This window comes from Paenibacillus turpanensis (assembly GCF_011421635.1).
GTDB classification, from domain to species: Bacteria; Bacillota; Bacilli; order Paenibacillales; family YIM-B00363; genus Paenibacillus_AK; species Paenibacillus_AK turpanensis.
The window spans coordinates 59,819-84,002 of record NZ_WTLI01000009.1 but is presented as its reverse complement, the minus strand read 5'-3'; the positions used below and the strand labels follow the sequence as shown (position 1 = coordinate 84,002).

The 24,184-nt window shown below is 52.0% G+C and carries 23 protein-coding genes; 8 read left to right on the top strand and 15 right to left on the bottom strand.

All coding sequences use genetic code 11. From position 1 onward, the window contains the following. Nucleotides 1-14 precede the first annotated feature (14 nt). The 8 genes from GQS10_RS10030 to GQS10_RS09995 form a co-directional block, all read right to left on the bottom strand. Nucleotides 15-1,337 (bottom strand): putative amidoligase domain-containing protein, encoded by a 1,323-nt coding sequence (locus GQS10_RS10030; protein WP_341805043.1) that lies wholly within the window; start codon nt 1,335-1,337, stop codon nt 15-17. Nucleotides 1,338-1,473: 136 nt separating this feature from the next. Next, nucleotides 1,474-2,031 (bottom strand): outer spore coat protein CotE, encoded by a 558-nt coding sequence (locus GQS10_RS10025; RefSeq protein ID WP_166241601.1) that lies wholly within the window; start codon nt 2,029-2,031, stop codon nt 1,474-1,476. A gap of 97 nt (nt 2,032-2,128) precedes the next feature. Continuing rightward, complete coding sequence (locus GQS10_RS10020; RefSeq protein ID WP_166241599.1) at nt 2,129-3,103, bottom strand: aromatic acid exporter family protein; 975 nt, start codon at nt 3,101-3,103, stop codon at nt 2,129-2,131. Continuing rightward, the gene (locus tag GQS10_RS10015) at nt 3,084-4,106 is read right to left on the bottom strand and encodes an NAD-dependent epimerase/dehydratase family protein (RefSeq protein WP_166241597.1); all 1,023 of its coding nucleotides are present in this window, start codon (nt 4,104-4,106) and stop codon (nt 3,084-3,086) included. Before GQS10_RS10015 ends, GQS10_RS10020 begins: the two co-directional genes overlap by 20 nt. A 103-nt stretch (nt 4,107-4,209) precedes the next feature. After that, a complete protein-coding gene (locus GQS10_RS10010) occupies nt 4,210-5,004 on the bottom strand; it encodes an ABC transporter permease (RefSeq protein ID WP_166241848.1) in 795 nt (264 codons plus the stop codon). A gap of 5 nt (nt 5,005-5,009) precedes the next feature. Then, nucleotides 5,010-5,798, bottom strand: coding sequence for an ABC transporter ATP-binding protein (locus GQS10_RS10005; RefSeq protein ID WP_166241595.1), 789 nt, complete (start codon nt 5,796-5,798; stop codon nt 5,010-5,012). A 39-nt stretch (nt 5,799-5,837) separates the two neighbouring features. Then, on the bottom strand, nt 5,838-6,839 hold the full coding sequence (locus GQS10_RS10000; protein ID WP_166241593.1) for an ABC transporter substrate-binding protein: 1,002 nt from the start codon (nt 6,837-6,839) through the stop codon (nt 5,838-5,840). A 215-nt stretch (nt 6,840-7,054) separates the two neighbouring features. Beyond that, nucleotides 7,055-8,566, bottom strand: a complete 1,512-nt coding sequence (locus GQS10_RS09995; protein WP_166241591.1) for a carboxypeptidase M32 — start codon at nt 8,564-8,566, stop codon at nt 7,055-7,057. Between the two features lie 198 nt (nt 8,567-8,764). Here GQS10_RS09995 and GQS10_RS09990 point away from each other — a divergent pair, with 198 nt between their 5' ends. Beyond that, entirely contained in the window at nt 8,765-9,103 is a 339-nt protein-coding gene (locus GQS10_RS09990) for an iron-sulfur cluster biosynthesis family protein (RefSeq protein WP_166241589.1), read from the top strand. A gap of 59 nt (nt 9,104-9,162) precedes the next feature. Here GQS10_RS09990 and GQS10_RS09985 read toward each other — a convergent pair whose 3' ends face one another. Together GQS10_RS09985 and GQS10_RS09980 are read right to left on the bottom strand one after the other, a co-directional pair. Beyond that, nucleotides 9,163-9,708 (bottom strand): hypothetical protein, encoded by a 546-nt coding sequence (locus GQS10_RS09985; RefSeq protein ID WP_166241587.1) that lies wholly within the window; start codon nt 9,706-9,708, stop codon nt 9,163-9,165. A gap of 223 nt (nt 9,709-9,931) precedes the next feature. After that, nucleotides 9,932-10,480: a DUF309 domain-containing protein gene (locus GQS10_RS09980; RefSeq protein WP_166241586.1), complete on the bottom strand. Its 549-nt coding sequence runs from the start codon at nt 10,478-10,480 to the stop codon at nt 9,932-9,934. Nucleotides 10,481-10,580: 100 nt separating this feature from the next. Here GQS10_RS09980 and GQS10_RS09975 point away from each other — a divergent pair, with 100 nt between their 5' ends. The 7 genes from GQS10_RS09975 to GQS10_RS09945 all read left to right on the top strand — a co-directional run bounded on the left by GQS10_RS09975 (nt 10,581) and on the right by GQS10_RS09945 (nt 17,863). Next, nucleotides 10,581-11,027, top strand: a complete 447-nt coding sequence (locus GQS10_RS09975) for a hypothetical protein (protein WP_166241584.1) — start codon at nt 10,581-10,583, stop codon at nt 11,025-11,027. Continuing rightward, entirely contained in the window at nt 11,024-11,302 is a 279-nt protein-coding gene (locus GQS10_RS09970) for a DUF2653 family protein (RefSeq protein ID WP_166241582.1), read from the top strand. The genes GQS10_RS09975 and GQS10_RS09970 overlap by 4 nt, the downstream gene beginning before the upstream one ends. A gap of 254 nt (nt 11,303-11,556) precedes the next feature. Continuing rightward, nucleotides 11,557-13,479 carry a glycosyl hydrolase family 18 protein gene (locus GQS10_RS09965; RefSeq protein ID WP_207952217.1) on the top strand — a complete coding sequence of 641 codons (1,923 nt, stop codon included), beginning with the start codon at nt 11,557-11,559 and terminating at the stop codon, nt 13,477-13,479. Between the two features lie 41 nt (nt 13,480-13,520). Beyond that, entirely contained in the window at nt 13,521-14,405 is an 885-nt protein-coding gene (locus GQS10_RS09960; protein WP_166241580.1) for a GNAT family N-acetyltransferase, read from the top strand. Nucleotides 14,406-14,681: 276 nt separating this feature from the next. Next, on the top strand, nt 14,682-16,004 hold the full coding sequence (locus GQS10_RS09955) for a pectate lyase family protein (protein WP_166241578.1): 1,323 nt from the start codon (nt 14,682-14,684) through the stop codon (nt 16,002-16,004). 216 nt (nt 16,005-16,220) lie between these two features. Continuing rightward, nucleotides 16,221-17,522, top strand: coding sequence for an MFS transporter (locus GQS10_RS09950; RefSeq protein WP_166241576.1), 1,302 nt, complete (start codon nt 16,221-16,223; stop codon nt 17,520-17,522). Between the two features lie 182 nt (nt 17,523-17,704). Further along, complete coding sequence (locus tag GQS10_RS09945) at nt 17,705-17,863, top strand: hypothetical protein (protein ID WP_166241574.1); 159 nt, start codon at nt 17,705-17,707, stop codon at nt 17,861-17,863. 86 nt (nt 17,864-17,949) lie between these two features. On the opposite strand, the gene GQS10_RS09940 is transcribed toward GQS10_RS09945, so the two are convergent. From GQS10_RS09940 to GQS10_RS09920, 5 genes are all read right to left on the bottom strand, one after another. Then, nucleotides 17,950-20,016 (bottom strand): thioredoxin domain-containing protein, encoded by a 2,067-nt coding sequence (locus GQS10_RS09940; protein WP_166241572.1) that lies wholly within the window; start codon nt 20,014-20,016, stop codon nt 17,950-17,952. A gap of 274 nt (nt 20,017-20,290) precedes the next feature. Beyond that, nucleotides 20,291-21,364 (bottom strand): ABC transporter substrate-binding protein, encoded by a 1,074-nt coding sequence (locus GQS10_RS09935; RefSeq protein WP_166241571.1) that lies wholly within the window; start codon nt 21,362-21,364, stop codon nt 20,291-20,293. Then, complete coding sequence (locus tag GQS10_RS09930; protein WP_166241569.1) at nt 21,361-22,188, bottom strand: ABC transporter permease; 828 nt, start codon at nt 22,186-22,188, stop codon at nt 21,361-21,363. Before GQS10_RS09930 ends, GQS10_RS09935 begins: the two co-directional genes overlap by 4 nt. After that, nucleotides 22,178-22,996: an ABC transporter permease gene (locus tag GQS10_RS09925; protein ID WP_166241567.1), complete on the bottom strand. Its 819-nt coding sequence runs from the start codon at nt 22,994-22,996 to the stop codon at nt 22,178-22,180. Before GQS10_RS09925 ends, GQS10_RS09930 begins: the two co-directional genes overlap by 11 nt. After that, nucleotides 22,993-24,099, bottom strand: a complete 1,107-nt coding sequence (locus GQS10_RS09920) for an ABC transporter ATP-binding protein (protein ID WP_166241844.1) — start codon at nt 24,097-24,099, stop codon at nt 22,993-22,995. The genes GQS10_RS09925 and GQS10_RS09920 overlap by 4 nt, the downstream gene beginning before the upstream one ends. Nucleotides 24,100-24,184 lie beyond the last annotated feature (85 nt).

The window sequence follows — 24,184 nt, the reverse complement described above, 5'->3', positions numbered from 1 at the left end:
CTATGACTCTACTATTATATCATATTTACCTTAGAGAAACCTGAAAGGTCATAAGGAGCAATTTTCCATGCAGGCCGAATGTCCCGCTGCTCCTCCCAGCTTTCCAGGCGAAGCATTTGCTCGCGCAGCGGCCGCAAAAACCGTTCCAGTGCACGGTAGCTCTCGGCCTTCTCCAGCTCGCCCCACAGCTTTTCCACGATCGGCAGCAGCTCCTGCTTTGCCCCGTCATAATAATGCCGCTGCACCTGCGGATCACGCAGCGGAAAATAGTCCAGCTTTCGGTAATGATCCGAAAGCAGGCTCGCCAGAGCCAGCACTCCCGCCGAAATTCGCGGGGACACGATCCAAGACGGCGGCGTACGGTACTCGAAGCCGCCGTGAAACTGCCTGCGGAAATCGCCGAGGAAGCCGTAGCGCTTTCTCCGGTCCGCAGTCGTATCGTCCTCCACAAGCACTAGCGGCAGCGCTAAGTAATTGTCCAAGGCACGGAGCAGCCTGCCGTTCAAATACAGGCCGCTCATATGAATATGACCGCCAAGCGGTAGCCCGGCCGCCGGCATCCCCCCGGCCAGCCATTCCAGGCTGCCTTCCTCGATGCGGCGGGAGGCGACCCGCATCGTCCCGCGCAGCGCGCGCAGCAGCTCCAGCACATCCGAGGACGGCTTCGGGCGCAGCTCCACGAGCGGGTACAGCAGCCTTCGGCCGAAGCGAACGGCATCGCAGCCGACAGGCCCCCGCTTCTCAAAATAACGGGACGCGGGCACCACCTTGCCTCCCGGTCGCCTTAGCACGAACTCCGGGTCTGTCCCCAGCACGGCGGAGCTTTCCCGCTTCCCCTCCACCTCCATACAAATCCGGTGCAGCTCGATCGCCTCGCTGAATAACACTTCCATCCTTCTGCTGGCCGGGGGCACAGGCACCACCCTCGTCACTGCGGGGCGTCCATGCTCGGAGGCGGCCAGCTCCACGACGCCGAAATCGAGCCCAAGCACGTAAATCGCCCGGATCGCCGTCTTCATCGCGCTCCGGATCGACAGCGTATACTCTTCCCGCATCAGCTCCCGGAACTTACGGGCATCGCCGCCCCCGGACCCAGAAATCAGCCGATCCGGAGCGTTGGACCATACAGCCAGCGCCTCCAGCCCGTATACGGGAATAATGAAACGGCGCCGTACGCCCTCTTGACCCGTATCCTCCTCCGAAAGCGTGCGTATGCCGTTCCGACTCAGATCTTCCAGCGTCAGCGCCGCATCGCGTACCCGCGCTGCATGAGGGTTTTCTTCCAGCATGTTTTGGAATGTCCTTACCAGTTCTTCTCTTGCCGCTGTTTCCGCCACTGCCAATCCGACCCCTCCTACCGCCGTACCGCATATTTTGCACAAAAAAAGAGGGCTCTCGCCCTCAACAGACCCCCCGGGAACACATACAATGAACTATCACTATCCCCCGGAACGTACCGTCAGGCTAGACAGCTTAGTCGATTTCGTCCTCCAGCAGGTCTGCTTCCAAATCGTCGTACTCGTCGCCGTAGTCAGCTTCTTTATCTCCGAAACCGTCGCAGCCGCCTTCGCAAACGACAACGCACACTTTTGTTTCGGCTACCATTTCAACCTCGAACTCGCGCTCTACCCGAACGACAACGCCGTTACCGGCGGCGTTGATGTTCGCCTCTACGCAGTTCGGCTCTTGCGTTGCATCCGCCGAAACCTCTTCTGTCGATGCCCGGTGCTTCGGGTCTAAGTACGACAGCGGAACCAGCTCGGAATAAGATACGGTTTCTTTCGCTACATCCGTTTGGGAATTTCTGTTGTACGAATACCAGATGTTGATATCATAAGTACCGACGACCTCAATGCCGTCCGCCGATCTCACCGCTTCGTACTGATGGTTGATGATCCATGCCCCAAGAATGCTTGTAGGCCGGTTCGGCGGCGTAACCGTATGAGCGACTTGAGAGAACTTCCGTCCCTTGCCGCACACTGCTTTGGTGATAATCTCTCTGCACTCGAAGTCTTTATAACTAATGGACATCTTCTTAACCTCCTCCATACAATCATTCGTTACATTTGTATGCAGGACATTCGTCTAGGGTGACAATTTTTTTCGAGATTTACATGATTGATGAACTTCACCCTTGCTGTGACGCTGTTTCGTTCTTACTTTTGTTTTTTTTCTTCCCCTTCGCTATCGTCAAATAACGCTCCAATTCCAGGCAAAGCTGGAAAACGGCGGAACGAACCTCGAATTCCTCCCGAGTTTCCGGCAGCGGCATAGACCGAAATTTCGCCTCCAGCTCCACTAAATGCTTTTCTACATTGCCCGCATAATATTCGCTTTTGACATCTACACTAAGCTCCTCAAAGAGCTCTGCTGTTAACCGGCTGTGCGGAAGCGTCCGATACACCTGCGCAACGAGCTCCATCATCCGCTGAATGCTGTCCAGCTGCTGTTTCCTCATTAAAAAATAGGTGTACGAATAATCATCGATGAGGAGCAGCTGATTTTCTCTGGATCGGCGTGCTTGGCCCAGCCCCTCCTCGATCGCATCATGCGCCTGTATATATTCCTCACCGTTCCAAATATGCTCATGTTCCTTTAAATGACGGGAAAACTCCAGAAAAATAGCCGAAAAAGAATCCTCCACCCGCTCGCGAAGCTGTTTAATCCGCAAGTCGGACCGGGGCATATAAATTAGATTAACGACCATCGCTGTGCCGAGACCGATTAATAGAAGGAACACTTCATTCAAAATGACCTGCGGATCCGTCGATCTCACACTGTATACATGAATGACAATAACCGAACTGGTGACGATGCCGTCCTTCAGCTTCACCTTCGACAGCACCGGATACGCCGCCAAAATAAACACCCCGATTACCCAGGGATAAAAACCGAATAAACTAAAAATAAGCACCGCGAAAAGCAGCCCGATGATGGACGCCACGCTGCGTACAAACGCCGTATGCAGGCTTTTCCGGCGGGTAATATCAGTGCCCAGCACTGCCAGCAGACCGGCCGACGTCGCAAAGGCCAGCCCAAATGCGTTAGCTATATAAACCGCTACGACGGCAGCGATTGCCGTCTTAATGACGCGAATCCCCAAAGGAGTCCCCTCCTTTACTCACAGTTTGCCATGCTTGAAGAAGCTCGGCCTCTCTGCCGCGGGACATTCCCGTACGGTGCGGATTATCCAGACGTCCCCGATCCCACGCCCACAGGTCCTCAAACGTTTGCTCAAGCGGACGGCAGCGTAGCCCCTTCAGCTCTGCCTTACGGGCACTCACCTGCATAAACCCGGACCGCTCCCGATCGCTTGCAGCAATCCATAGCGGAATATCGGTAAAAGGGCGTACCCCCTGCTCCAGCAGCCAGTGCTCGTCCACCGGAACAAGCTCCGCATTCCGGTTCACAGCGGAACGGCAAGCTTCGACCATCCCTCGAAACGTGTATACACCCGGTGTACCCACGGCATTGTATATTCCGGTCTCCTTCTGTTCAGCCATAGCCATCGTCCATGCCGCAAGATCTCTGCCATCGATACATTGGAAAGGAGCCTGCTGCTCCGGGACAAGAATGGCTCCGCCCTCGGCCACTCTCCTTGGCCAATAGGTTAAGCGGTCCGTCGAGTCGTACGGCCCGGCCACGACGCCGGGACGGATCACAAGCAGGCGGCCGCCAAACGCTTCCGCAGCCCTTTGCTCGGAAGCTGCTTTTAAGGCGCCGTAGTAAGCCGGGATATCCTCCGATTCCGGATCCTCAAGCTGCTCGACCTCATGCTCTTCCGTAATTCCGGCGAAGGACTTGTCCGCATAAACAGAAAGCGTTGAAATATAAATATAACGGTCGGCTCGCTCTTTCAAAAATTGCGCGCTAAGAGATACGGCGCGCGGCAAATACCCGCTCGTATCGATGACCGCATCCCATTTTCCGAATGCTAACGGCTCGAGCCCGTCCATTCGATCGCCAACCACTTTTTGCGCGGCAGGAAAAATACCCGGGTTGGTCTGCCCCCGGTGAAACAACGTGACTTCATGTCCGCGGTCGATGGCCGCTTGTGTCATATGTCTCCCTACAAAGGATGTACCGCCCAAAATTAACAGCTTCATGTGCCAGCCCACCATTTCTCCACCTGTTTTTTCCTATCGTACCGGAACACCAGAAGTACTGCAAACGTTTATGTAAACCCCGGATTTCGCTCCGGGGCAGCTTTCACATTTTACGAACAATCCGTTCCTCTACGAATGCAACAACCTGATACATTAAGGTTGCAAAAATCGCAATTACAAACAAGCTTCCGATGACAAGCGTAAAGTTAAACACCTGAAAACCGTATATGATCAAGTAACCGAGTCCGCGCTCCGATGTCAGAAATTCACCGACGATGGCGCCGATCCACGCCAGCCCGACGTTGACCTTCAAGGTAGACACTATCGTTGGAAAGGCAGCGGGCAATATCGATTTCACAAAAATGTCCCGCTTGCCTCCGCCAAAAACGCGAATAACCTTGTTATAATTGGAGTCCACTTCTTTAAAGCTATTGTAAATGACGAGTGTTGTAATAATAACGGTAACGGCCAGCGTCATAGCGATTATCGAAAAAGTGCCCGGACCGAAACCGACAATAATGAGCGGACCGAGGGCAACCTTCGGCATACTATTGAGTACGACAATAAACGGATCCAGCACGCGGGACCAAAATTCGGAATACCAGATAAATGCTGCAATCGCCGTACCGAACAGCGTGCCCAGCAGGAAGCCCGCGCATGTCTCAAGCACGGTAACCCCGATATGCGGCAGCAGTGTTCCGTCCAGCAGCTTGCTGTAAAGCAGCTCTATCACTTTGCTCGGATAGCTGAACAGCAGAACGTCAATCCACTTGTTGCGCCCCGCTACCTCCCAAATCCCGACAAATCCGACGAGCAGCAACGCCTGCGTCAGCATGACGAGCCATGTACGCTTCAGCTGGCGCTTCTTGTATTCGTCGTGCACACGCTGCGTCAGCATCGTATTCACGTGGCATCCTCTCCTTTTTCATCGGCCTGCTCCAGCTCCTGCCACAGCTCCCGGAACAGCTCGTGGAAACCCGGCAGCTCCCGGGCACGCATTGGAGAAGCCTTGCGGATTTCCGCAGGCACCTCCATTACCTTGCGTACGCGGCCAGGGTTGCGGTCGAGCACGATGACGCGGTCGCTCATGGCAATCGCCTCGGACAAATCATGCGTCACGAGCAGCGCTGTCTTGCTGCGGCTCCTTAGCGTCTGCGAGACGAGCTCCTCCAGTTGGAGCTTTGTTTGGTAATCGAGCGCGGAAAACGGTTCGTCAAGCAGCAGGATCTCCGGTTCGACGGCTAGCGTCCGGACGAGCGCGGCCCGCTGCCGCATCCCGCCCGAAAGCTGAGAAGGGTACTGATCGACAGCGTCGAGCAGACCCATTTCTTCCAAGAGATGAAGCGTGTAGTCCCGCTTTTCTTTCGTCAAGGAACCGCTGAGCTCAATGCCGATCAGCGCGTTCTGCCAGATCGTCCGCCAAGGAAACAGGTAATCCTGCTGCAGCATATAGCCGACGCGGGAGCTCGGGCCGGTCACCTTGCGTCCGGCGATTTCCGCTCTGCCGATTGTCGGATCGAGCAGCCCGGCGATGATTGAAAGGATCGTCGTTTTTCCGCAGCCGCTCGGACCGACTAAGCTCACAAACTCTCCCGGGTACAAGTCCAGATCAATATTTTCCACGGCCAGCATCGCTTTTTTCTTCGACACATATACATGCGTTACTCCTTGCAGTTGAACAGCTGGTTTCATACACACACCTCCCCGGTTAAATCCAACTGACGAAATTCGTTATTCCATCGCCTTTTCCGCAAAAGAATTGTTGACCAGCTTGCTGTGTTCCGCGCGCTCCTTCAGCTCGCCCGCTTCGTCCATGATGTTCTGCAGGTTATTCCATTCCTCTTCGTCCACAATCGGATTTTCTGCAAAAGAGCCCTGCTCCTTGTAACGCTTCACTACATTTTTCAAGATCTCAGGATCGGTGTTGTCAAAGAATGGCGCAACCGCGTCGGCAATCTCTTCTACACTGTGTTCCTTCACCCACTGCTGGGCCTTATAGACCGCATTCGTAAACTTCTGTACGGTGGTTGGATTTTTGTCCATAAAGCTTTGCTTCGTCATATAAACCGTATACGGCAAATGTCCGCTCTCCACACCGAAGGAAGCGACCACATACCCTTTGCCTTCCTTTTCAAAAATCGATGCCTGCGGCTCAAACAGCTGTACCCAGTCGCCCGTGCCGGAAGCGAATGCGGACGGTATGTTTGCATATTCGACGTTTTGGATCAGCTCAACGTCCTTGGAAAGATCGATTCCATTCTTCTTCAGCCCGAATTCACCGGCCATCTGCGGCATTCCGCCCTTGCGCTGTCCTAGGAATGTGGTGCCTTTGATCATTTCCCATGTAAAATTGTCAATTTTTTTGCGGGATACGAGGAACGTGCCGTCGGTTTGCGTGACCTGCGCGAAGTTAATTACCGGGTCCTGCGCACCCTGCTGATACACATAAATGGACGTTTCCGAGCCGACCAGCGCGACGTCTACCGAATTGGTGAGCAGCGCGGTCATCGTTTTGTCTCCGCCCGGCGTCGTCGTCAGCTCTACCTCAAGTCCCTCCTCTTTGAAAAAGCCTTTCGTCAACGCGACATACTGTGGAGCGTAAAAGATCGAGCGTGTTACCTCGCCAATCCGCACCTTCGTTTGCTCTTCTTTATTTCCACCGGTGGAACACCCGGCTAGAGCTGCCGTTGCGATCAGCATCAGGGTCAGTAAAATCGCTAGTTTCGATCTCATTGCTGTCGTCCCCTTCCGAAATTGGGTTTTACCCTCAATATATGCGGCAGTCTAGAAAGGGGTTCTTGAATCTTTTTTGGAAAATGCAAAAAAGCCGTTCCGCACAAGTCGGGAGCATGGTGTGCCCCGATTGCACAGAACGGCTTTATGATTTTAGTTAAAGACACGAAACGCTGGGCACAGCAGCAAAGCACGGTCAGCTGATCCGGTGCGGTTTACAGCTGATACAGCGGCTTATACTTTTCCTCCAAATATTGAACCAGGTATTCCGGGTTCAGCTCCTCGCCCGTCACCTCGCGGATAATCTCATTCGGCGTCTTCAGCTTGCCGAAGCGGTACACGTGCTCTGTCAGCCAGTCGCGAATCGGAGCAAAGTCACCCTGCTCAACCAGCTCATCAAACTGCGGCAGCTCCTTGCGCATCGTGTGATACATTTGCGCAGCATACATATTGCCGAGCGAGTAGGACGGGAAATATCCGAAGGCGCCGCCCGACCAATGCACATCCTGCAGCACGCCAAGCGTGTCGGATGGAGGCGTGATGCCGAGGTACTCTTCATATTTTTCGTTCCACGCCTTCGGCAGGTCGGAAACATTCAGCTCCGAGTTAATCAGCTGCTTCTCCAGCTCGTAGCGGATCATGATGTGCAGATTATACGTCAGCTCATCGGATTCTGTACGGATGAGCGACGGCTTTACTTCATTAATAGCCGGGTAGAAGCGGTCCAAGTCGATTCCGGCCAGCTGCTCCGGGAACATGCGCTGCAGGTCGCCATAATACTTCGTCCAGAAGTGGCGGCTGCGGCCGACAATATTTTCCCAGAAGCGGGACTGTGATTCGTGGATGCCCATTGACGTACCGGTGCCCAGGTTCGTACGGCCCAGCTCCGGATCGATATTTTGCTCGTACAGCGCGTGGCCTCCCTCGTGAATCGTGGAGAACAGCGCATATTTCATATCTTCCAGATCGAAGCGTGTTGTGACGCGGGCGTCGCCCGGGTTAAGCGCAGTCATGAACGGATGCGCAGTTACATCGAGGCGCCCCGCCTGGAAGTCGTATCCAATTTGCTCGAGAATAAACACGCTGAATTCACGCTGCTTGTCAATCGGAAACGGCTTATGTAAAAAATCTCCCTCGGGCTGTTTCGCCTTAGCTATCGCCGCGACCAGCGGAACGAGCTTTTGGCGAAGCTCGCCAAATACTTGGTCCAGCTTTTCCACCGTCATCCCCGGTTCGTACATATCGAGCAGCGTGTTATATTTATTACCCTCATAACCCCACAGGTCGATAAACTTCTTTTGGAACTCGATGATTTTTTCCAAGTAAGGCTGGAATGCTTTGAAGTCATTGTTCGGCTTCGCTTCTTCCCATGCCGATTCCGCTTGGGATGTGAGAATCACGTACTCCTGGTACAGCTCCGGCGGGATTTTTTTGCTGCGGTCGTAATCCTTCTTCGCTTCCTCCAGCATCCGCTGGTCGTTATGCGTCAGACTCGAAAACACGCCCGGCGCCATCAGCTCCTCCAGGTAACGGCCCATGTCGTCGGACACGGACATTTTGAACATTTCGGTGGAGAGCAGACCGATTGTCTCCGAGCGTACGGGAACGCTTTTCTTCGGCGCGCCTGTGCGCAAATCCCAGTACATGACGCTTACGGCTTCCTCGTAGCTTTTGATTTTTTGGATCAGTTCCTTAAAGCTCTGCAAGCTCGTTTTTACAGCCTCCATAAAAGCACTCCTTTGTTATAACGGATTAATTCTACATGAAAACATTCGTCAAGGAAGACTATACCTGTTATTATAGAAAAAACAGTCTGCCGAGTCTAATTGGTGTGAGGCTGGATGGGATTGCGGCGCAGATGCAGCGTGGTTGTTCCCGTGATAGGAGACAACTTGAACTATTTTTATGAAACGAGGGAGTTACTCATGATCCATATTACCTTATCGCCAGAAGCGAAGCAGCGGCTGTCGGAAGAGCCATATCAAGGAAAAGCGATTAAGCTGGTTTACGATTCCGAGGGCTGCGGATGTGCAGTGAGCGGTGTACCGTCGTTGTGGCTGCTGGAGGCTCCAGGTAAAGACGACTTGGTGGCCGAGGGTGAAAGCCCGGTAACCATTTGTTATGAACAGCGGCACGAAATTTTCTTTGAGCCAAAACTAAAATTAGGGTACAACGAGGCTCGGAGCACCTTTTCCCTTTCCAGCGACGGCCAGATCTACAACCCGTCAATCACTATCAAAACGACGGCGCCGGCAACAAAATAAACAAACAGGGTCCCTTGATGCGAGGGACCCTTCGTTTTGTTGAGAAAGCCAAAGCCAATCTAGACCAAATTCGTTATCACTATGAAAAGTAAAATAACGATGCCGAACACCACGGCTGCCGCTTTCCATTTCGGAGTATTTTCCGTCTTAAAATAAATATTCACGGTCTCACTCCGGAGCAGGAACAAGAACAGCAATGCATTCCACAATACGCGAAAACCGTACTTTATATAGTAAGATGCCACACCTTGACCAGGCGCTCCAAGCAGGTTTACAACATCATTGATCGAAACCAACGCATTGACATTACGGGCAATAGCGTATGCGAAGTAAAAAATGGCAAGCCACCACCCCCACTTCTTCCCGGTCCACGCTCCAATTCCGGCCGCAATTCCAAGAATCCCCAAGAAGGCAATCGAACCTTGCAGAAGTACTGCGGGAACTCCGATATCCGCCGAAGCGTCTGTTAATGAAGCGAATGAAATCAACTGGGTAACAGCTAAGATGCCTCCCCCTAAAATAAGAAGGATGGCGATTAAAGTAATGCTGGTGGGCCTGTCGTAATTTCCTTCGGTTACTTGATAGCTTGTCTGATTTGCTTGCATTCACGAAACACTCCTCAGAAATAGTATGTATTTCCATAATTCTACAACCAATCCTCATTCCCTCCATCCATATAGCGATGTGCAAAAAAATAAAACTGTCGAGGATGAGGATCCCGACAGTTTTCATGCTCCTTATGGCGAGGAGCTTGTTAATGTAGTTTGCTTTCGCGCGCTTGCCCCCGGGCCGGCGATGCGCTCCGCGGCTGCCCGCGAGACCCGGCGGCTAGCCCCGCTCGGACTGCCGCCGCTCCAGCTCCTCGCGGCGCGCCTCGATCACATCGCTGCGGTCGCGCAGCGTGTGGCGATCGATCAGCTCGCGGCGGCTCATATCGCTCGGCGCGCCCCAAATCAAGCCGCGCTGCTCCGCCTCGCGCCGGCACACCTCTGCCAGCTGCGCATCGGCCAGCGGCAAATCCATCTCGCGGTAGCGGTAGTCCCGCTCCGCTTCTTCACCCGCAGCGGCGAGCTCCGCCAGCCGCTCCCGCAAATCCGCCTCCAGGCGCGCCCCGTCAAGGGCCATCGCCTCAAAATCTACGCCGCCGCCGGATACCTTCTCCAGCGCCGCGCCCCACATTTTCCGCGCCCCCGGCAAGTTCCCCCTGCGCGCGTGATACGCACCTACGGCCACCTGGATGAGCATCAGCCATCCGATCCGGTTCGGATGCTCGGGGTGCTCCTTCCAAAATTCCTCCATAATCTCATGACACTCAAAATAATCCCGCTCCGCATGAAACGAAACCAAGTAATCTACGTATTCCTTAATAAGTTGCATTCCACCGCCGTCCTTTCTATACTTAGTTATTGTACACTGCGGAGGATAAAACTTGAAATCACTGCGGATAGTAATTACTAAAAAGGAGCTGTATCTTCCTGTGAAAAAGCTTTTGCTCGTCCTTATGGCCATGACCCTTATTTACACCACTGCTGCTATTTCTGTTCCTGATCTTGTCGATGCCAAATCGCGCAGCGGCTATAAATCGCCCCGCAAGTCGGTAACCGAACAGCCGAACAACAACGTTAACCGTGCGGATCAGACGCCAAACCAAAATCCTGGCGTATCGCCAACGACACCGGCGCGTACCGCTCCGGCCGCAAACAAAGGCGGATTTTTCGGCGGCGGTTTCGGACGAGCGTTACTGCTTGGCGGCGTAGCCGGACTTCTCTTCGGCGGCCTGCTTGGCAATCTTGGCGTACTGGGCAGTCTTCTAGGATTCCTGGTTAACATTCTAGCAATCGTGGTTCTATTCATGGTGATTCGCTCCATCTTCACATACTTCAAAAACCGCCGGAAGCAAAATGAGGGGCGTTTTAACGAATGAAGCTGAACGAAGATGAAATTATTAATGCAATCTGCTTCCACGTAGCGGAACGGAAGCAAATCCGACCGGAGCAGGTCGAAGCCCAGCTCGCTTGGGACGAAGATCATGGGTACTCCTGCGAGGTGTTTGCCGAAGGCCGCAGCCAATATTACGTCGAAGCGAACATGCTGGAAGCGATTGAGCGTTATCTTTTGAAAAAGTACGACCAACGCGTTTTCCGCAGCCAAATTCAATTGGATATTGAAGAAGAAATGGTTGCGTACATCCGCAGCTAATGCTAATCCGAAGGCGGGGCTCAAAGGCCCCGTCTTTTTCTATTTTTACGAGGCTTCCCGCGGCAGCTCTTAAAACCTCCAAGCAACCAATCCAACTCACAATGTGGGTAGAACATGCAATCCCCCTCTCCCCCAAACCTGCGGAATAGACCAACCTGCACTCGAGTTCATTTTCCACCACTTTCCTGCGCAACCTTTTCTATCATTTGTCGTCCAATACTATGTACGAGTTTGATAGATAGGGAGTGTGGGAATTGGCAGCAAAACGAGGTTGGCGGGTGTTTGGCGCTGCGTTAATCGGGATTTCCGTGTTCGCGCAAAGCGTCGGAACCATAGGAGCGGCAGATCTTACGACAAAATTCCGGGTATATCAAAACGACAATATTTTACGAGAGTTTGCCGACTATAATCAGGCGGTAAACTATGCGAAGGGCTTTTCGAACAGCCACGTTGAAGAAATTGGCAGCCGCAAATGGCGCTGGGATAATTTTGCCCGCTATAAGGTGTATCAGAACGGCAAGCCGCTTCCATGGGGAGAATTTGCTACGCTGCAGGAAGCGATCCGGGAAGCTGCAAAGTGGGGCAATTCCTCCGTACGCGATTTGAGGGGACAAGGCTGGGTATGGAACAATTACGCCAAGCCGGGCTACACGCTGTATCAAGGTGATACTACTCTCGATACATGGACGTTCGCCACTCTTGAACAGGCCAAAGCCGAAGCGAAAAAATGGGGACATGCCCATATTATCGACAACAGCAGTAAAACATGGGTTTGGGACAACTATCCCGAGGCCGACAAGCAGAAGCTTCGTTCCGGCGAGCTGACGTATCAAGTGTACCAAGGCAGCTATACGAACGAGCAGTGGCGTTTTGCATTCATTGAAGATGCGATCAAAGAGGCGGCCAAGTGGGGCGGCTCCACGGTAGTCAATAAGCGCACGGGCAAAACGGTCCATTCCAACGTTAGACCATATGAAGTCAAGCAGTTTAATACGGTACTCGACTCTTTTATGACGCTGGAGCAGGCTATTGCTTACGCGCAAAAATGGTCCCATGCGAAGGTGCTCGAAAACAGCACGGAAATTTGGAACAACTATCCTTACTATCAAGTATTTCAAAATAATACGCTGATCGGCGAATTCCAGTCCATCCCGGAATCGTTGGCTTATTCCATGAAGTACGCGAATTCCGCGATTCGCACGTACGAGGGAATTGAGATTTGGGATAACCTGCGCAAGCTGCAGTTCTGGGCTTGGAACGGTGTTTCCGGCGCAGACACGATTCGCTCCCATGTCGCACAAACGCAGGGCCTTGACGTCGACTCCCCTTCGTGGTTCAGCTTAACCGACGCTTCCGGCAACCTGACGGATAAGAGCAATGCGGCAACCGTGGCGGAGCTGAAGAAGCTAGGGATCGGGGTCCATCCGCTGGTTACGAATCAATTCGATGCGAAGCTGACGACGCAGTTTTTATCCAGCGCAGATGCGCAAAGAAAGTTCATCGACGCGCTTGTAAAGCGCTGCGCGGAATTAAAGGTTGATGGTATTAACGTCGATTTCGAATCGATGGCCGGCAGCGACCGCGCGAAGTATACGGAATTTCTACGTAATCTAACTAAAACCGCGCATGATGCAGGTCTGATCATTTCCGTTGATTTACCGCGCGGAAGCGCAGCTTGGAATGAAAAGACCGCGTTCGACCACGAGGCCATCGCCGGAATCGTCGATTACGTGATCACCATGACCTACGACCATCATTACAGCGGCAGCCCGACTCCGGGCTCGGTAGCCGGTTTACAGTGGGTGGAGCAGGGCATTAAGGAATTTTTGGCTTACGGTATTCCACGGGACAAGCTCATCATTGGAATTCCGTTCTACGTACGTCAATGGAAGCTGGACAGCTCCGGCAATCTGGTCAGCAACTCAGCCCTTCTGATGAAAAATCTGCCGAAGCTGATCGAGGAGAAAAAAGCCGTTTCCACATGGGACGAGCGCTTCCAGCAGTACAAGGTGGAATACAAAGAGGATGGCTTTACGTACGTTTTCTGGCTTGAGGATGAATCGACCGTCAAAGCAAGAATTGCACTGGCCAAGAAATACGATCTCGCCGGCGTTGCCGCTTGGCGTCTCGGCTACGATTCCGCAGAGCTTTGGAACACGATGATCCGCGAAAAATAAACGAACGGAACATTAATAGATATAGAATGGATTGATAAATCTTGCCAATTCAAATCGAACAGCGCTTCGGTTTAACGGAACAAGACCTGACGATGATCCGCCAGCTCGAGCAGCAATGCTTGAAGGCGGATCTTTTTCCTTTGAAGCTGAATTGGGATATGCTCGAAAGCCGGGATTCCGGCGTTGGTGACGATTTTCTCGCCTTTGACGGAGAAAGCTTAGTCGGATTTGTCGGGCTTTATGCATTTCCCGGCAGTGAAACGATTGAGGTTAGCGGCATGGTGCACCCGGATTGCAGACAGAACGGCGTATTCCGCCTCCTTGCCGAGCGGGTAAAAGCTGAGGCGCTTTCCCGTGGTGCCGAAGAGCTGCTGTACATCTGTCCCTCCGCTTCCATCGGGGCAATCGGCTATGCCAAATCCCGTAAGCTGCAATATACGCATACGGAGCATTTGATGCGGTATGACAGCACCGCTGCTGCGATTGGTACCGGCGATTCGCCGTCATCGGAGGAAAGCATCGCCCTTATCCCCGCTTCAAAGTCCGATCTTGCCCGGCTTATCGATCTGATGCAGGATGGATTCGGCATGAGCGAGCTGCTCTCCCGCCCATATCTCGAATCCACACTGGAGAGCACCACGGACCATACCTATATGGCCCACTACAAAGGAGAGCCGATTGGAACGATTCGACTCATGAAGGATACCCACGGAGCCGGAATTTTCGGCTTTGTCGTTGATTCGGCCCATCGCGGCCGGGGGCTTGGGAGAGCCATATTAAAGCAGACCGTGTCCACCCTCATCGCGGAAGGCTACACCAACCTATGGCTGGAAGTAAACGCCGTCAATGATCAAGCACTCCGCCTTTACGAATCCTGCGGATTCCGCCCGGTTTCTAGCTTTGAGTACTATTCGCAAAGACTGTAACCCGCATCATCCTATCCAAAGGTTTCTTTCCTCGCCACAAAAAAGCAGCCCGAAGGCTGCTTTTTTTGTTACCCATGTACATGTGCCGGCCGTCCTGCAGTTTCTTAGCCGATCCAATTTGTAAGCGTTTTATAAATAATTGTTGTGTGATTTTACTATATATGGTATACGGAAAAAGAGTACATTTCTTGTGCCGCGTATCCATCAAGAAAGGAGGAAATGCCGCAACCGCTTTTAGCTCATCACACTATTCTTATTTTCAAAGGAGGCGTTACGATGTTGAAGAAATTTTATCGACCGTTTTCCCGCAAGCTGCTCCCTTCCATCCTTTGCTCTGCCCTTCTGCTCACAGCGATGTTCGCCGCACCGGCCGGCTCAAGCTCCGCTGCGGACCCGGTTCGAGTATTTCCCGGAGCCGAAGGCTTCGGAGTAGACTCCCCTGCCGGCCGCGGCGGAACCGTCATTAAGGTTACCAACCTGAACGCGGATGGCCCCGGATCGCTCAAAGCGGCTCTGGCTGCCAAGGGACCGCGCATTATCGTCTTTGAAGTGGGCGGGGTGATCGATCTAAATCGCCAAACCTTGGAAATCTCCGAGCCGTTTGTCACAATCGCCGGTCAGACAGCACCCTCTCCAGGCATTACTCTCATTCGCGGCGGCATGCGGATCTCCACTCACGATGTGCTGATGAAGCATATCCGCTTTCGAATGGGTGACGCCGGGGCGGCAAAAGGCAGCGGCTACGAGCCCGACGTTTCGACTTACGGCGCAAACGCCTATAACATTGTCATCGATCACTGCTCGTTCGCATGGGGCGTTGACGAGACGTTGTCGGCCAGCGGACCGCGCTTTAACGGCACGTCCGGCACCTCCCGGAAGCTGACGTTCAGCAACAACATTATTGCCGAGGGTCTGCATGACTCGGTACATAAGAAGGGTCCGCATTCCATGGGTACTCTCATCCACGATTACGTAACCGATGCAGCCATTGTCGGGAATCTTTTTGCCCATAATTATGAACGAAATCCTTGGTTCAAAGGCTTTGCCAGCGGAGTTGTCGTCAATAACGTCATTCATAATCCCGGTAAATGGGCGATTCGCCTCGGCTACGTTCCCGGGGAATGGACTTCCTCCTCGATCACGCCTCAAGGACCGAAGGTCAGCGTTGTCGGCAATTATATGAAGCACGGAGCGAATACGGTCTCCGGCCTAGGATTGGTTGGAACGAATTCAAACAGCGGCGAGGCCTATATGGATGATAACACCGCGCTGAACCGCTCCGGTCAAGCGGTTCCCTTGACATTCGGCGGCGTCAAAACGCTCAGCTCTAAACCTTCCTGGCCGTCCGCCGGTTTGACTGTCCGCCGCTCCTCCGAAGTGCTGACGTATGTAACGCAGCATGCAGGGGCTCGTCCGAAGGACAGGGATAGCGTTGACAAGCGAATCGTTTCGGAGACGCTGAACGGCACCGGCAAGCTGCTCAACAGCCAGAACGAAGTCGGCGGGTATCCAAAGGCAACTCCGGTATACCGTAAGCTTACCGTTCCTTCAAACGGCATCGACGAGTGGCTTCACCAATTCTCCTTAGAGCTGGAGTAAAGTAATGCTCTAGCCTGTCGTTCCATACCTCGAAAGCCTGGCAGATCCCCTGCCGGGCTTTTTTTATATTCACCTCTTCGAAAAAAACGCTGTGATATAAGCTACAGCTAGGTCGTTCCCATCGACGCTATAATCCTTTCATGACCACCTGATGCTTTACAGACCATCGGACTGGAAGCCAGCAAGAGCTTTGAACTATACTAGGAGGTTTTTACGATGCCACGAATATCAAGATGGGAACCTGAAAACAACGATTTTTGGATGTCAGAGGGAAAACGCCACGCAACCCGCAACCTGTGGATCTCCGTCCCTTCCCTTATGCTAGCGTTTATTGTATGGCAGATCTGGTCTGTCGCGGCTGTTCGCTTAAACGATATCGGATTTAACTTTTCCCAAGATCAGCTCTTCACCCTAGCCGCTATTCCCGGATTGGTTGGAGCCACACTGCGGTTTGTATATACCTTTGCCGTCGGCATCGTTGGTGGACGGAATTGGACCGTAATTTCTACCGCAGTATTGATGATTCCGGCAATCGGAATCGGCATCGCTGTCCAAAATCCGGATACACCGTATTCCGTGATGCTGATCTTAGCGGCATTGTGCGGACTTGGCGGAGGAAATTTCTCATCTTCGCTCGCCAACATCTCGTTATTTTATCCGAAGAAGGAAAAAGGAACGGCGCTTGGCATTAACGGCGGTTTAGGAAACATGGGGGTTTCCGTCGTTCAATTTGTAACTCCGCTTATTATTACAACTGGCACGTTTGCCTTTATCGGCGGCGAGGGCCAGCTGTTAAAGAATGGACAAGAAATATGGCTGCAAAACGCAGCTTTCATCTGGGTCATTCCGATCCTCATTATGACGGTTGTAGCGATGTTCGGTATGGATAATTTGCCTGGCGGCAAACAATCGATGAAAGAGCAATTCGTTATTGTAAAGCGCAAGCATACTTGGGTTATGACCTTCTTATATGTTGCAACCTTCGGTTCCTTCATCGGCTTTTCGGCTGCGTTCCCGCTGCTCTTAAAAGCACAGTTTCCGCAGCATGTTTCTCTTGCTTTCCTTGGCGCTTTTATCGCAGCAGCCGCACGTCCGGTAGGGGGCTACATTTCCGACAAAATTGGCGGAGAAAAAGTAACAGCCTTTGTATTAACTGTGATGGGATTAGGATCCTTAGCAGTTACCTATTTCATTCAAATCAATCATTTTGGCGGATTTTTGGCTGCCTTCCTCGTCCTGTTCCTTGCAGCAGGTACCGGTTCGGGCTCAACCTTCCAAATGATCCCTTATATTTTCTCGCAAAAGGAAGCCGCACCTGTCCTTGGATTTACCGCAGCGTTCGCAGCTTATGGTTCGTTCTTTATTCCTAAGCTTTTCGGCTGGTCCATCAAGTCCACCGGAACGTATACAACAGCTTTTTACATCTTTATCCTTTTCTATGCAGCCGCGATCGCAATCAATTGGTGGTACTACCAAAGCAAGCGGGCGGAAGTAAAAGTATTCACAGCGAAAAAATAATGCCGGTTTATCACCAGCATGAATCCATCGAAAGCTCGTGAAGGGGAAACCCGACACGTGCTTTTTCCTATGGAACGAAGTTCCTCTGCAACATAATTCCTCAATGACTTGGAAAAGATACACGTGGGAATCCCGATGCGGATCCGTAATATTTTTGAAATAGCAAAGGATGGAACGTAACCATGACCAATCAAAATCAGCACGACCGTACTGGACGGATTACCTCTGCAACTGCCGACACGCCTGCAACCTCGGCCAAAGAAAGCAATGAGACGGATATCCAAATGAAATCCGAAAGAGCTGCGTTCCAAGCCAAGGAGCAAACATCTGAAAAGGTGTAAAGTGGATGCTGTGCTCCCTCTCTTGAAAAAAGCTGACCTTCTCCCTCGTGTACTAGGGGTAAAGTCAGCTTTTTTCCACGTCTATGCTACAGCTGTTTTATCAGGTCTCCGGACGTACCAACCGGTGCTTGGCAGGCATATCCCGAGCATACATATGCGGTTGCATTCCCTTCCAATGCGTGCTTTCCTGCGGTAAACGGAAACAAATCCCCCCATTCCGGCTGCGGCTCTTCTCGCGTCTGCACGACAATTGCATTCGGCAGAAAACGCTCACGGACCACCCGCTTCATTTTGGCACGCTCTTCGTCTCCTTCTTGACCCGCTATGACAATCTCACTGCCGGGACTCAGGGCGAAATCCATTGCGATCATGAACATCGAATGTCCCGGCGGATACGTTTGTACGGTTCCGCCAAACGCGGCAAGCTGACGGTCGGCAAGCTCTTTTAGCGGTGCGCGATCCGTATACTTTGCAAGACGGATTATGTTATACGCGGCCACCGAATTGCCCGAAGGAATCGCACCATCGTATATTTCCTTCATTCGGCTGGGCAGCTGCTCGCCGTCGCTCCCGTAGAAATAAAATCCTCCGTCTTTTTCATCCCAAAACAACCGGATCATATCCTCGTTCAGCTCTAGTGCTATCTTCATCCAGCTGATGTCAAACGTCGTTTCATACAGCTCGATCAGCGCCCATACCATAAATGCGTAGTCATCGATATACCCCGGAAACGCCGCTTCCCCGTCCCGCCAGCGGGCAAGAAGCCTTCCATCCTCCCGGCGCAGCCGCGTCAGCACAAAGTGTGCAGCTCGCTCTGCGGCGTAGGCGTATTCCGGCTTATCGAATGCTCTTGCCCCCTTGGCCAACGCCGCAATCATCAGCGCATTCCAGGACGTCAGTACTTTATCGTCTTTGCCTGGATGAACCCGCTGCTCCCGATGCTGAAACAGCTGTTCGCGGGCCTGCTCCAGCTGAGCCGTCAGCGCTTCCTCGGTCACACTTCGGGTAGCGGCAAGCCGGGAAAGCGACGCTTGAAGCAGATTCGGAATGCTGTGGTGTCCTTCAAAATTGCCCTCCGCCGTAATGTCATACACCTCGCAAAACAGCTCACCAAGCTCCGGTCCCAGCACCTTCAGCACTTCGTCCTCTGACCAGACGTAGAACTTTCCTTCCTCGCCTTCCGAATCGGCATCCTCCGCGCTGTAAAACCCGCCCTCCTGATCGGTCATATCCCGCAGCACATAAGTGAAAATTTGCTCGGCGATTCCTGAATACTTCGGCTTGCCCGTAACCTGGTACGCCTCGGTATAAGCCATGGCCAATAAAGCATTATCGTAGAGCATTTTTTCAAAATGCGGTACGAGCCACTGCTCGTCGGTCGAATACCGGGTAAAGCCGAATCCGACATGGTCATATAAGCCGCCCCGGTGCATGCCGTCTAGTGTCTTTTCGACCATGAGCAGCGCATGCTCCTTTCCCGTTCGATGGTAATAACGAAGCAGGAACATGAGATGATGCGGCGTCGGAAACTTCGGCGCCTCGCCAAAACCGCCATACGTTTCGTCAAACGTTTGGCCATACTCGCTGTACGCTTGGTCCAGCAGCTCCAGCGAAACCTCTCCCGCCTTGGTCGAGAGCGTCCGCCTCGCCGTGCTTTCCATGATCTTGCGGGCGGAATCGACGACCTCGCCGCGATCGTCCTTCCATTTCGCCGCCACCTGCTCCAGCAGCTCAATGAGGCCGATTCGGCCGTGGCGCCTGCGCTTCGGAAAATAAGTGCCGGCAAAAAACGCCTCTTTATCCGGCGTCATCAAGATCGTTAGCGGCCACCCGCCCTGTCCTGTCAGCGCTTGGCATACGCCCATATAGAGATGGTCGACATCGGGACGCTCCTCCCGATCGACCTTGATCGAGATATAATCGCGGTTAAGCACCTCCGCAGCTTCCTCGTCCTCGAAGGACTCGCGTTCCATGACGTGACACCAATGGCAAGTGGAATAACCAATAGATAAAAAGATAGGCTTGTTTTCCTGATTCGCTTTTTCAAAAGCCTCCTCTGACCAAGGAAACCAATCTACCGGGTTGAAGGCATGCTGCAGCAGGTACGGTGATTTTTCATTCGCTAATCGATTGGGTTTTTTGTTCGTTGTCATTGGGCATCACCTCCTTTTTCGTTGGATATTTTTGTATGTGTAAAGCTTATCATACCCTGTTCTAAAGAGGAAAAATCCATTTCACTCCACTGGCTTGGGCAGTAACCGGTCGAGTGTGCGACCAGCGTGCCTCAGGCAGCGCTGTCACACCAACTGAAAAAGACTAACCCATTTGGATTAGTCTTTTCCGCCGCTGTGTTTCCGTTAACCTATTACAAACATAATTCTTGGGACGCCACTCAATACCTAGTGGCCATTTTCACGTCTGCGCCACTTACTTTCTATGCATCTTGAATTCCAAGAACAGCTCATTGTACCTCGCGAGCATCGTTTTCCCCAGGTTTTCATAAACCTCAAGCTTTGCCGTCATTTCCTCCGAAGGGTAAAAGCGCTCGTCCTCGGTGATCTCCTCCGGCATGATCGCAAGCGCCTCCTCATTCGGCGTGGAATAGCCGACATACTCGGCATTTTGTGCGGCTACTTCGGCATCGAGCATAAAATTGATAAACTGATGCGCGCCGTCGATGTTGCGAGCGGTCCTAGGAATGACCATGTTGTCGAACCACAGGTTTGTCCCTTCCGAAGGCACAACATAATCCAGCTTCTCATTCTCGCTGATGATCTCCGAAGCATCTCCCGACCAAACGACCCCGATTGCCGCCTCCTCGGCAGCAAGCAGCATCTTGATTTCGTCGCCGACGATCGCCTTTACATTCGGTGTCAGCTTCTCAAGCTTTTGCTTTGCCTCCACCAGATGATCATCATTCGTATCATTAAGCGAATAGCTGAGACTGTTCAGCGCAAAGCCCATTACCTCTCGCGCCCCATCCGCCAGCAAAATTTCATTGCGTAAGGACTCATCCCACAGATCATTCCAGCCGGTTAGCTTCTTACCGTCCAAAAGCTCCGGATTATACACGATGCCCACGGTCCCCCAGAAATACGGTACCGAATACTCGTTGCCCGGATCAAACGGCAAGTCCATGAACCGCTCATTGATGTTGCCCAGATTCGGCAGCTTGGACGGGTCAAGCTTGTACAGTAAGCCTTCCTGTTTCATTTTGTCTATCGCATACTCGGACGGCACGGCGACATCGTACACGGTCCCGCCCTGCTTGATCTTCGTCATCATCGCTTCATTCGAGTCGAACGTCTGATAGATCACTTTCATCCCTGACTGCTCTTCGAATTGCTCAATCAGCTCCGGATCAATGTAGTCCCCCCAGTTGTACACTGTGAGTGTATTGTCGCCTGAGTACCCCTCCGACGTATTCAAATATTGAATCCAATACAGGATTCCTATAGCCACCACAAATACAATGGCAAACATGCGAACTAAAGGCTTCATTGGCCCAACTCACCTCCAGCCTGTGCCGCTCTTGCGGCCCGTGCAGCTAAAGTTCTTCGGCGCTGCGTATAGTAATACCCCAGCACCAGAACAAGGGTAACTAAGAAAATCAGTGTAGAAAGCGCATTAATCGAAGGAGAAATCCCCTGCTTCGCCCTAGAATAAATTTCAACTGACAGAGTGGAAAACCCGCTTCCCGTTACAAAGAAGGTTACGGCAAAATCATCCAGCGAATACGTGAGCCCCATGAAGAAAGCGCTGAAGATCCCCGGCCTAATCATCGGAAGAATAACCTTGGACAGCACATTCATGCGGTTGGCGCCAAGATCACGTGCCGCGTCTACAAGCGTCGGACTCATCTCCTGCAGCTTCGGAAGGATCATCAGCACCGCAATCGGAATGCTGAAGGCGATATGAGACAGCAGCACGGAATAGAAGCCCAAACTTATCCCAAGCATCGTGAACAAGATTAGAAAAGAAGCCCCAATCACGACATCCGAACTCACAATGAGCACGTTGTTTAACGTCAGCACCGTACTGCGCATCCGTGTTTTTCGGATATTGTGAATGAACATGGCGCCAAAAATACCGATAATCGTGGAAATTGCAGAGGACAACAGCGCTACTGCCGCCGTATTCAGCACAATGATCAGCAATCTCGTATCCTGAAACACTTCCTTGTACCAATCCAGCGTAAAGCCTTCAAACGTGTGCATGTTGCCGCCGCTGTTAAATGAATAAAAAATAAGGTAGGCGATAGGTGCGTAGAGCACCGCGAACACTGCAACCAAATACAAGTAAGACCATTGATATTTACGGCTCATGGCGCACACGCACCTCCTTTTTCTTATCTCCTAGAGCAAACATCACTGCAGCCATGATCAAAATCAGAAACACGGCAATGGTCGCCCCCATTCCCCAATCCATCGTGACGAGAAAATGCTGCTCAATCGCCGTTCCAAGCGTAATCACTCGGTTGCCGGTAATAAGACGTGTAATCATAAACAGCGACAACGACGGAATGAATACCGCCTGGCAGCCCGTCTTCACTCCTGAAAGCGTTAAGGGGAGGATCACTTTGCGAAAGGTTGTCCAACCGGATGATCCAAGATCACGCGCCGCGTCTACAAGTGTAGGATTTAGCTTTTCAAGAGAATTGAAGATAGGCAGAATCATAAACGGAATGAAAATATACACCGCAGTAAAAATGAAGCTAAAATCCGTAAACAACAGCTGCTGCCGTCCGAAACCAAGTGCCTCAAGCAGCATGTTTAACGGGCCATATGTCCCCATAATGCCCAGAAATGCATATGCCTTCAGCAGAAGGTTAATCCAGGTAGGCAGGATAATCAGCAGCAGCCAAAGCTCCTTATGCTTGAGCTTGGTGAGCAGATAGGCCGCAGGATACGCTACGAGCAAGGAGAAAAATGTAATTAGAGCTGCATAAAAGAAAGAACTTAACGACATTTCCAAATAGACAGGTGTGAAAAACTTGCTGTAATTATCCAGACTAAGGCCACCTTCCATGTCATGGAAGGAATAATAAACGATAAGAATCATAGGCGCGACAACGAAGAGAACAATCCACAATAAATATGGGATGTAGTAAATACTCCGAATTTGATTGTTCATTCTCGCTCACCGCCGTCTTCCGTGTAAGCCTCCAGCCGCTTGTCGAACTCCTCCTCCGACTCACCAAACCGCATAACATGAATCGCTGCCGGTTCGAAATCGAGTCCGATTCGAGAGCCAACCGTTACTTTCTTGGTCGAATGGACGAGCCATTCGTTTCCTGCATCGTCGTAGCAGCAAATTTCATAATGGACTCCGCGGAACAACTGCGTATCCACATTCACCTGCAGCTTGCCCTGATCCGGCATTGTGATTTCGAGATCCTCAGGGCGGATGACAATCTCTACTGGCTCGTTCGGCTGCAAACCGCCGTCAACGCATTCAAATACCTTTTCTGCAAATTCGACCTGATAGTCTTGTATCATTCGCCCTCTCACAATATTAGATTCCCCGATAAAGTCTGCGACGAACCTATTGATCGGCTCATCATAGATGTCCGTAGGAGTACCGCTTTGCTCAATCCGTCCCTTGTTGAGAACGAAAATTTCGTCAGACATCGCGAGCGCCTCTTCTTGGTCGTGCGTGACGAAAATAAACGTAATGCCAAGTCTGCGCTGAAGTTCTCTCAGCTCATATTGCATATCGGTCCGAAGCTTCAAATCTAGTGCCGATAAAGGCTCATCCAACAGGATAATCCGCGGCTCGTTCACGATCGCCCGCGCTATCGCTACGCGCTGCCTTTGACCGCCCGACATCTCATGAATCTCGCGATCCTCATACCCTTCGAGGTTGACAAACTTCAGCGCGTCCTGCACCTTTTCTTTGATCACGTTGTTTTTCAGCTTCTTGATCCTTAGTCCGAAGGCGACATTCTCAAACACATTCAGATGTGGGAACAGCGCATAATCCTGAAACACGGTATTAACCTGCCGCTCATTCGCCGGAACATGATTGATAACCTTATCGTCCCACATAATGCTGCCTTCCGTCGGCTCCATAAAACCTGCAATCAGCCGCAGGATCGTCGTCTTTCCGCAGCCCGAAGGGCCCAGCAGCGTGTAAAATTTACCTCTCTCAATCTCGAAGCTCACCTTATCTAGAACGACTACGTCCTCATACCTTTTCGTTACTTTATCAAAACGTATAATCGTATCATTCCCCATGTCATTTCCGCCTTCCTTCATTAGATAAAATTCCCAATGATTCGACAATAACCCCAATCCAACGGTGTCTGCAAGTATTAATTTC

Excerpts from the sequence above, each read along its gene's own strand:
- GQS10_RS09945 (WP_166241574.1), top strand. The coding sequence starts at position 17,705 with ATGACCAATCAAAATCAGCACGACCGTACTGGACGGATTACCTCTGCA.
- GQS10_RS09935 (WP_166241571.1), bottom strand. The coding sequence starts at position 21,364 with ATGAAGCCTTTAGTTCGCATGTTTGCCATTGTATTTGTGGTGGCTATA.
- GQS10_RS09940 (WP_166241572.1), bottom strand. The coding sequence starts at position 20,016 with ATGACAACGAACAAAAAACCCAATCGATTAGCGAATGAAAAATCACCG.
- GQS10_RS09995 (WP_166241591.1), bottom strand. The coding sequence starts at position 8,566 with ATGGAGGCTGTAAAAACGAGCTTGCAGAGCTTTAAGGAACTGATCCAA.
- GQS10_RS09970 (WP_166241582.1), top strand. The coding sequence starts at position 11,024 with ATGAAGCTGAACGAAGATGAAATTATTAATGCAATCTGCTTCCACGTA.
- GQS10_RS10005 (WP_166241595.1), bottom strand. The coding sequence starts at position 5,798 with ATGAAACCAGCTGTTCAACTGCAAGGAGTAACGCATGTATATGTGTCG.
- GQS10_RS09950 (WP_166241576.1), top strand. The coding sequence starts at position 16,221 with ATGCCACGAATATCAAGATGGGAACCTGAAAACAACGATTTTTGGATG.
- GQS10_RS09955 (WP_166241578.1), top strand. The coding sequence starts at position 14,682 with ATGTTGAAGAAATTTTATCGACCGTTTTCCCGCAAGCTGCTCCCTTCC.
- GQS10_RS09980 (WP_166241586.1), bottom strand. The coding sequence starts at position 10,480 with ATGCAACTTATTAAGGAATACGTAGATTACTTGGTTTCGTTTCATGCG.
- GQS10_RS09920 (WP_166241844.1), bottom strand. The coding sequence starts at position 24,099 with ATGGGGAATGATACGATTATACGTTTTGATAAAGTAACGAAAAGGTAT.
- GQS10_RS09930 (WP_166241569.1), bottom strand. The coding sequence starts at position 22,188 with ATGAGCCGTAAATATCAATGGTCTTACTTGTATTTGGTTGCAGTGTTC.
- GQS10_RS09985 (WP_166241587.1), bottom strand. The coding sequence starts at position 9,708 with ATGCAAGCAAATCAGACAAGCTATCAAGTAACCGAAGGAAATTACGAC.
- GQS10_RS09990 (WP_166241589.1), top strand. The coding sequence starts at position 8,765 with ATGATCCATATTACCTTATCGCCAGAAGCGAAGCAGCGGCTGTCGGAA.
- GQS10_RS10010 (WP_166241848.1), bottom strand. The coding sequence starts at position 5,004 with ATGCTGACGCAGCGTGTGCACGACGAATACAAGAAGCGCCAGCTGAAG.
- GQS10_RS10000 (WP_166241593.1), bottom strand. The coding sequence starts at position 6,839 with ATGAGATCGAAACTAGCGATTTTACTGACCCTGATGCTGATCGCAACG.
- GQS10_RS10025 (WP_166241601.1), bottom strand. The coding sequence starts at position 2,031 with ATGTCCATTAGTTATAAAGACTTCGAGTGCAGAGAGATTATCACCAAA.
- GQS10_RS09925 (WP_166241567.1), bottom strand. The coding sequence starts at position 22,996 with ATGAACAATCAAATTCGGAGTATTTACTACATCCCATATTTATTGTGG.
- GQS10_RS10015 (WP_166241597.1), bottom strand. The coding sequence starts at position 4,106 with ATGAAGCTGTTAATTTTGGGCGGTACATCCTTTGTAGGGAGACATATG.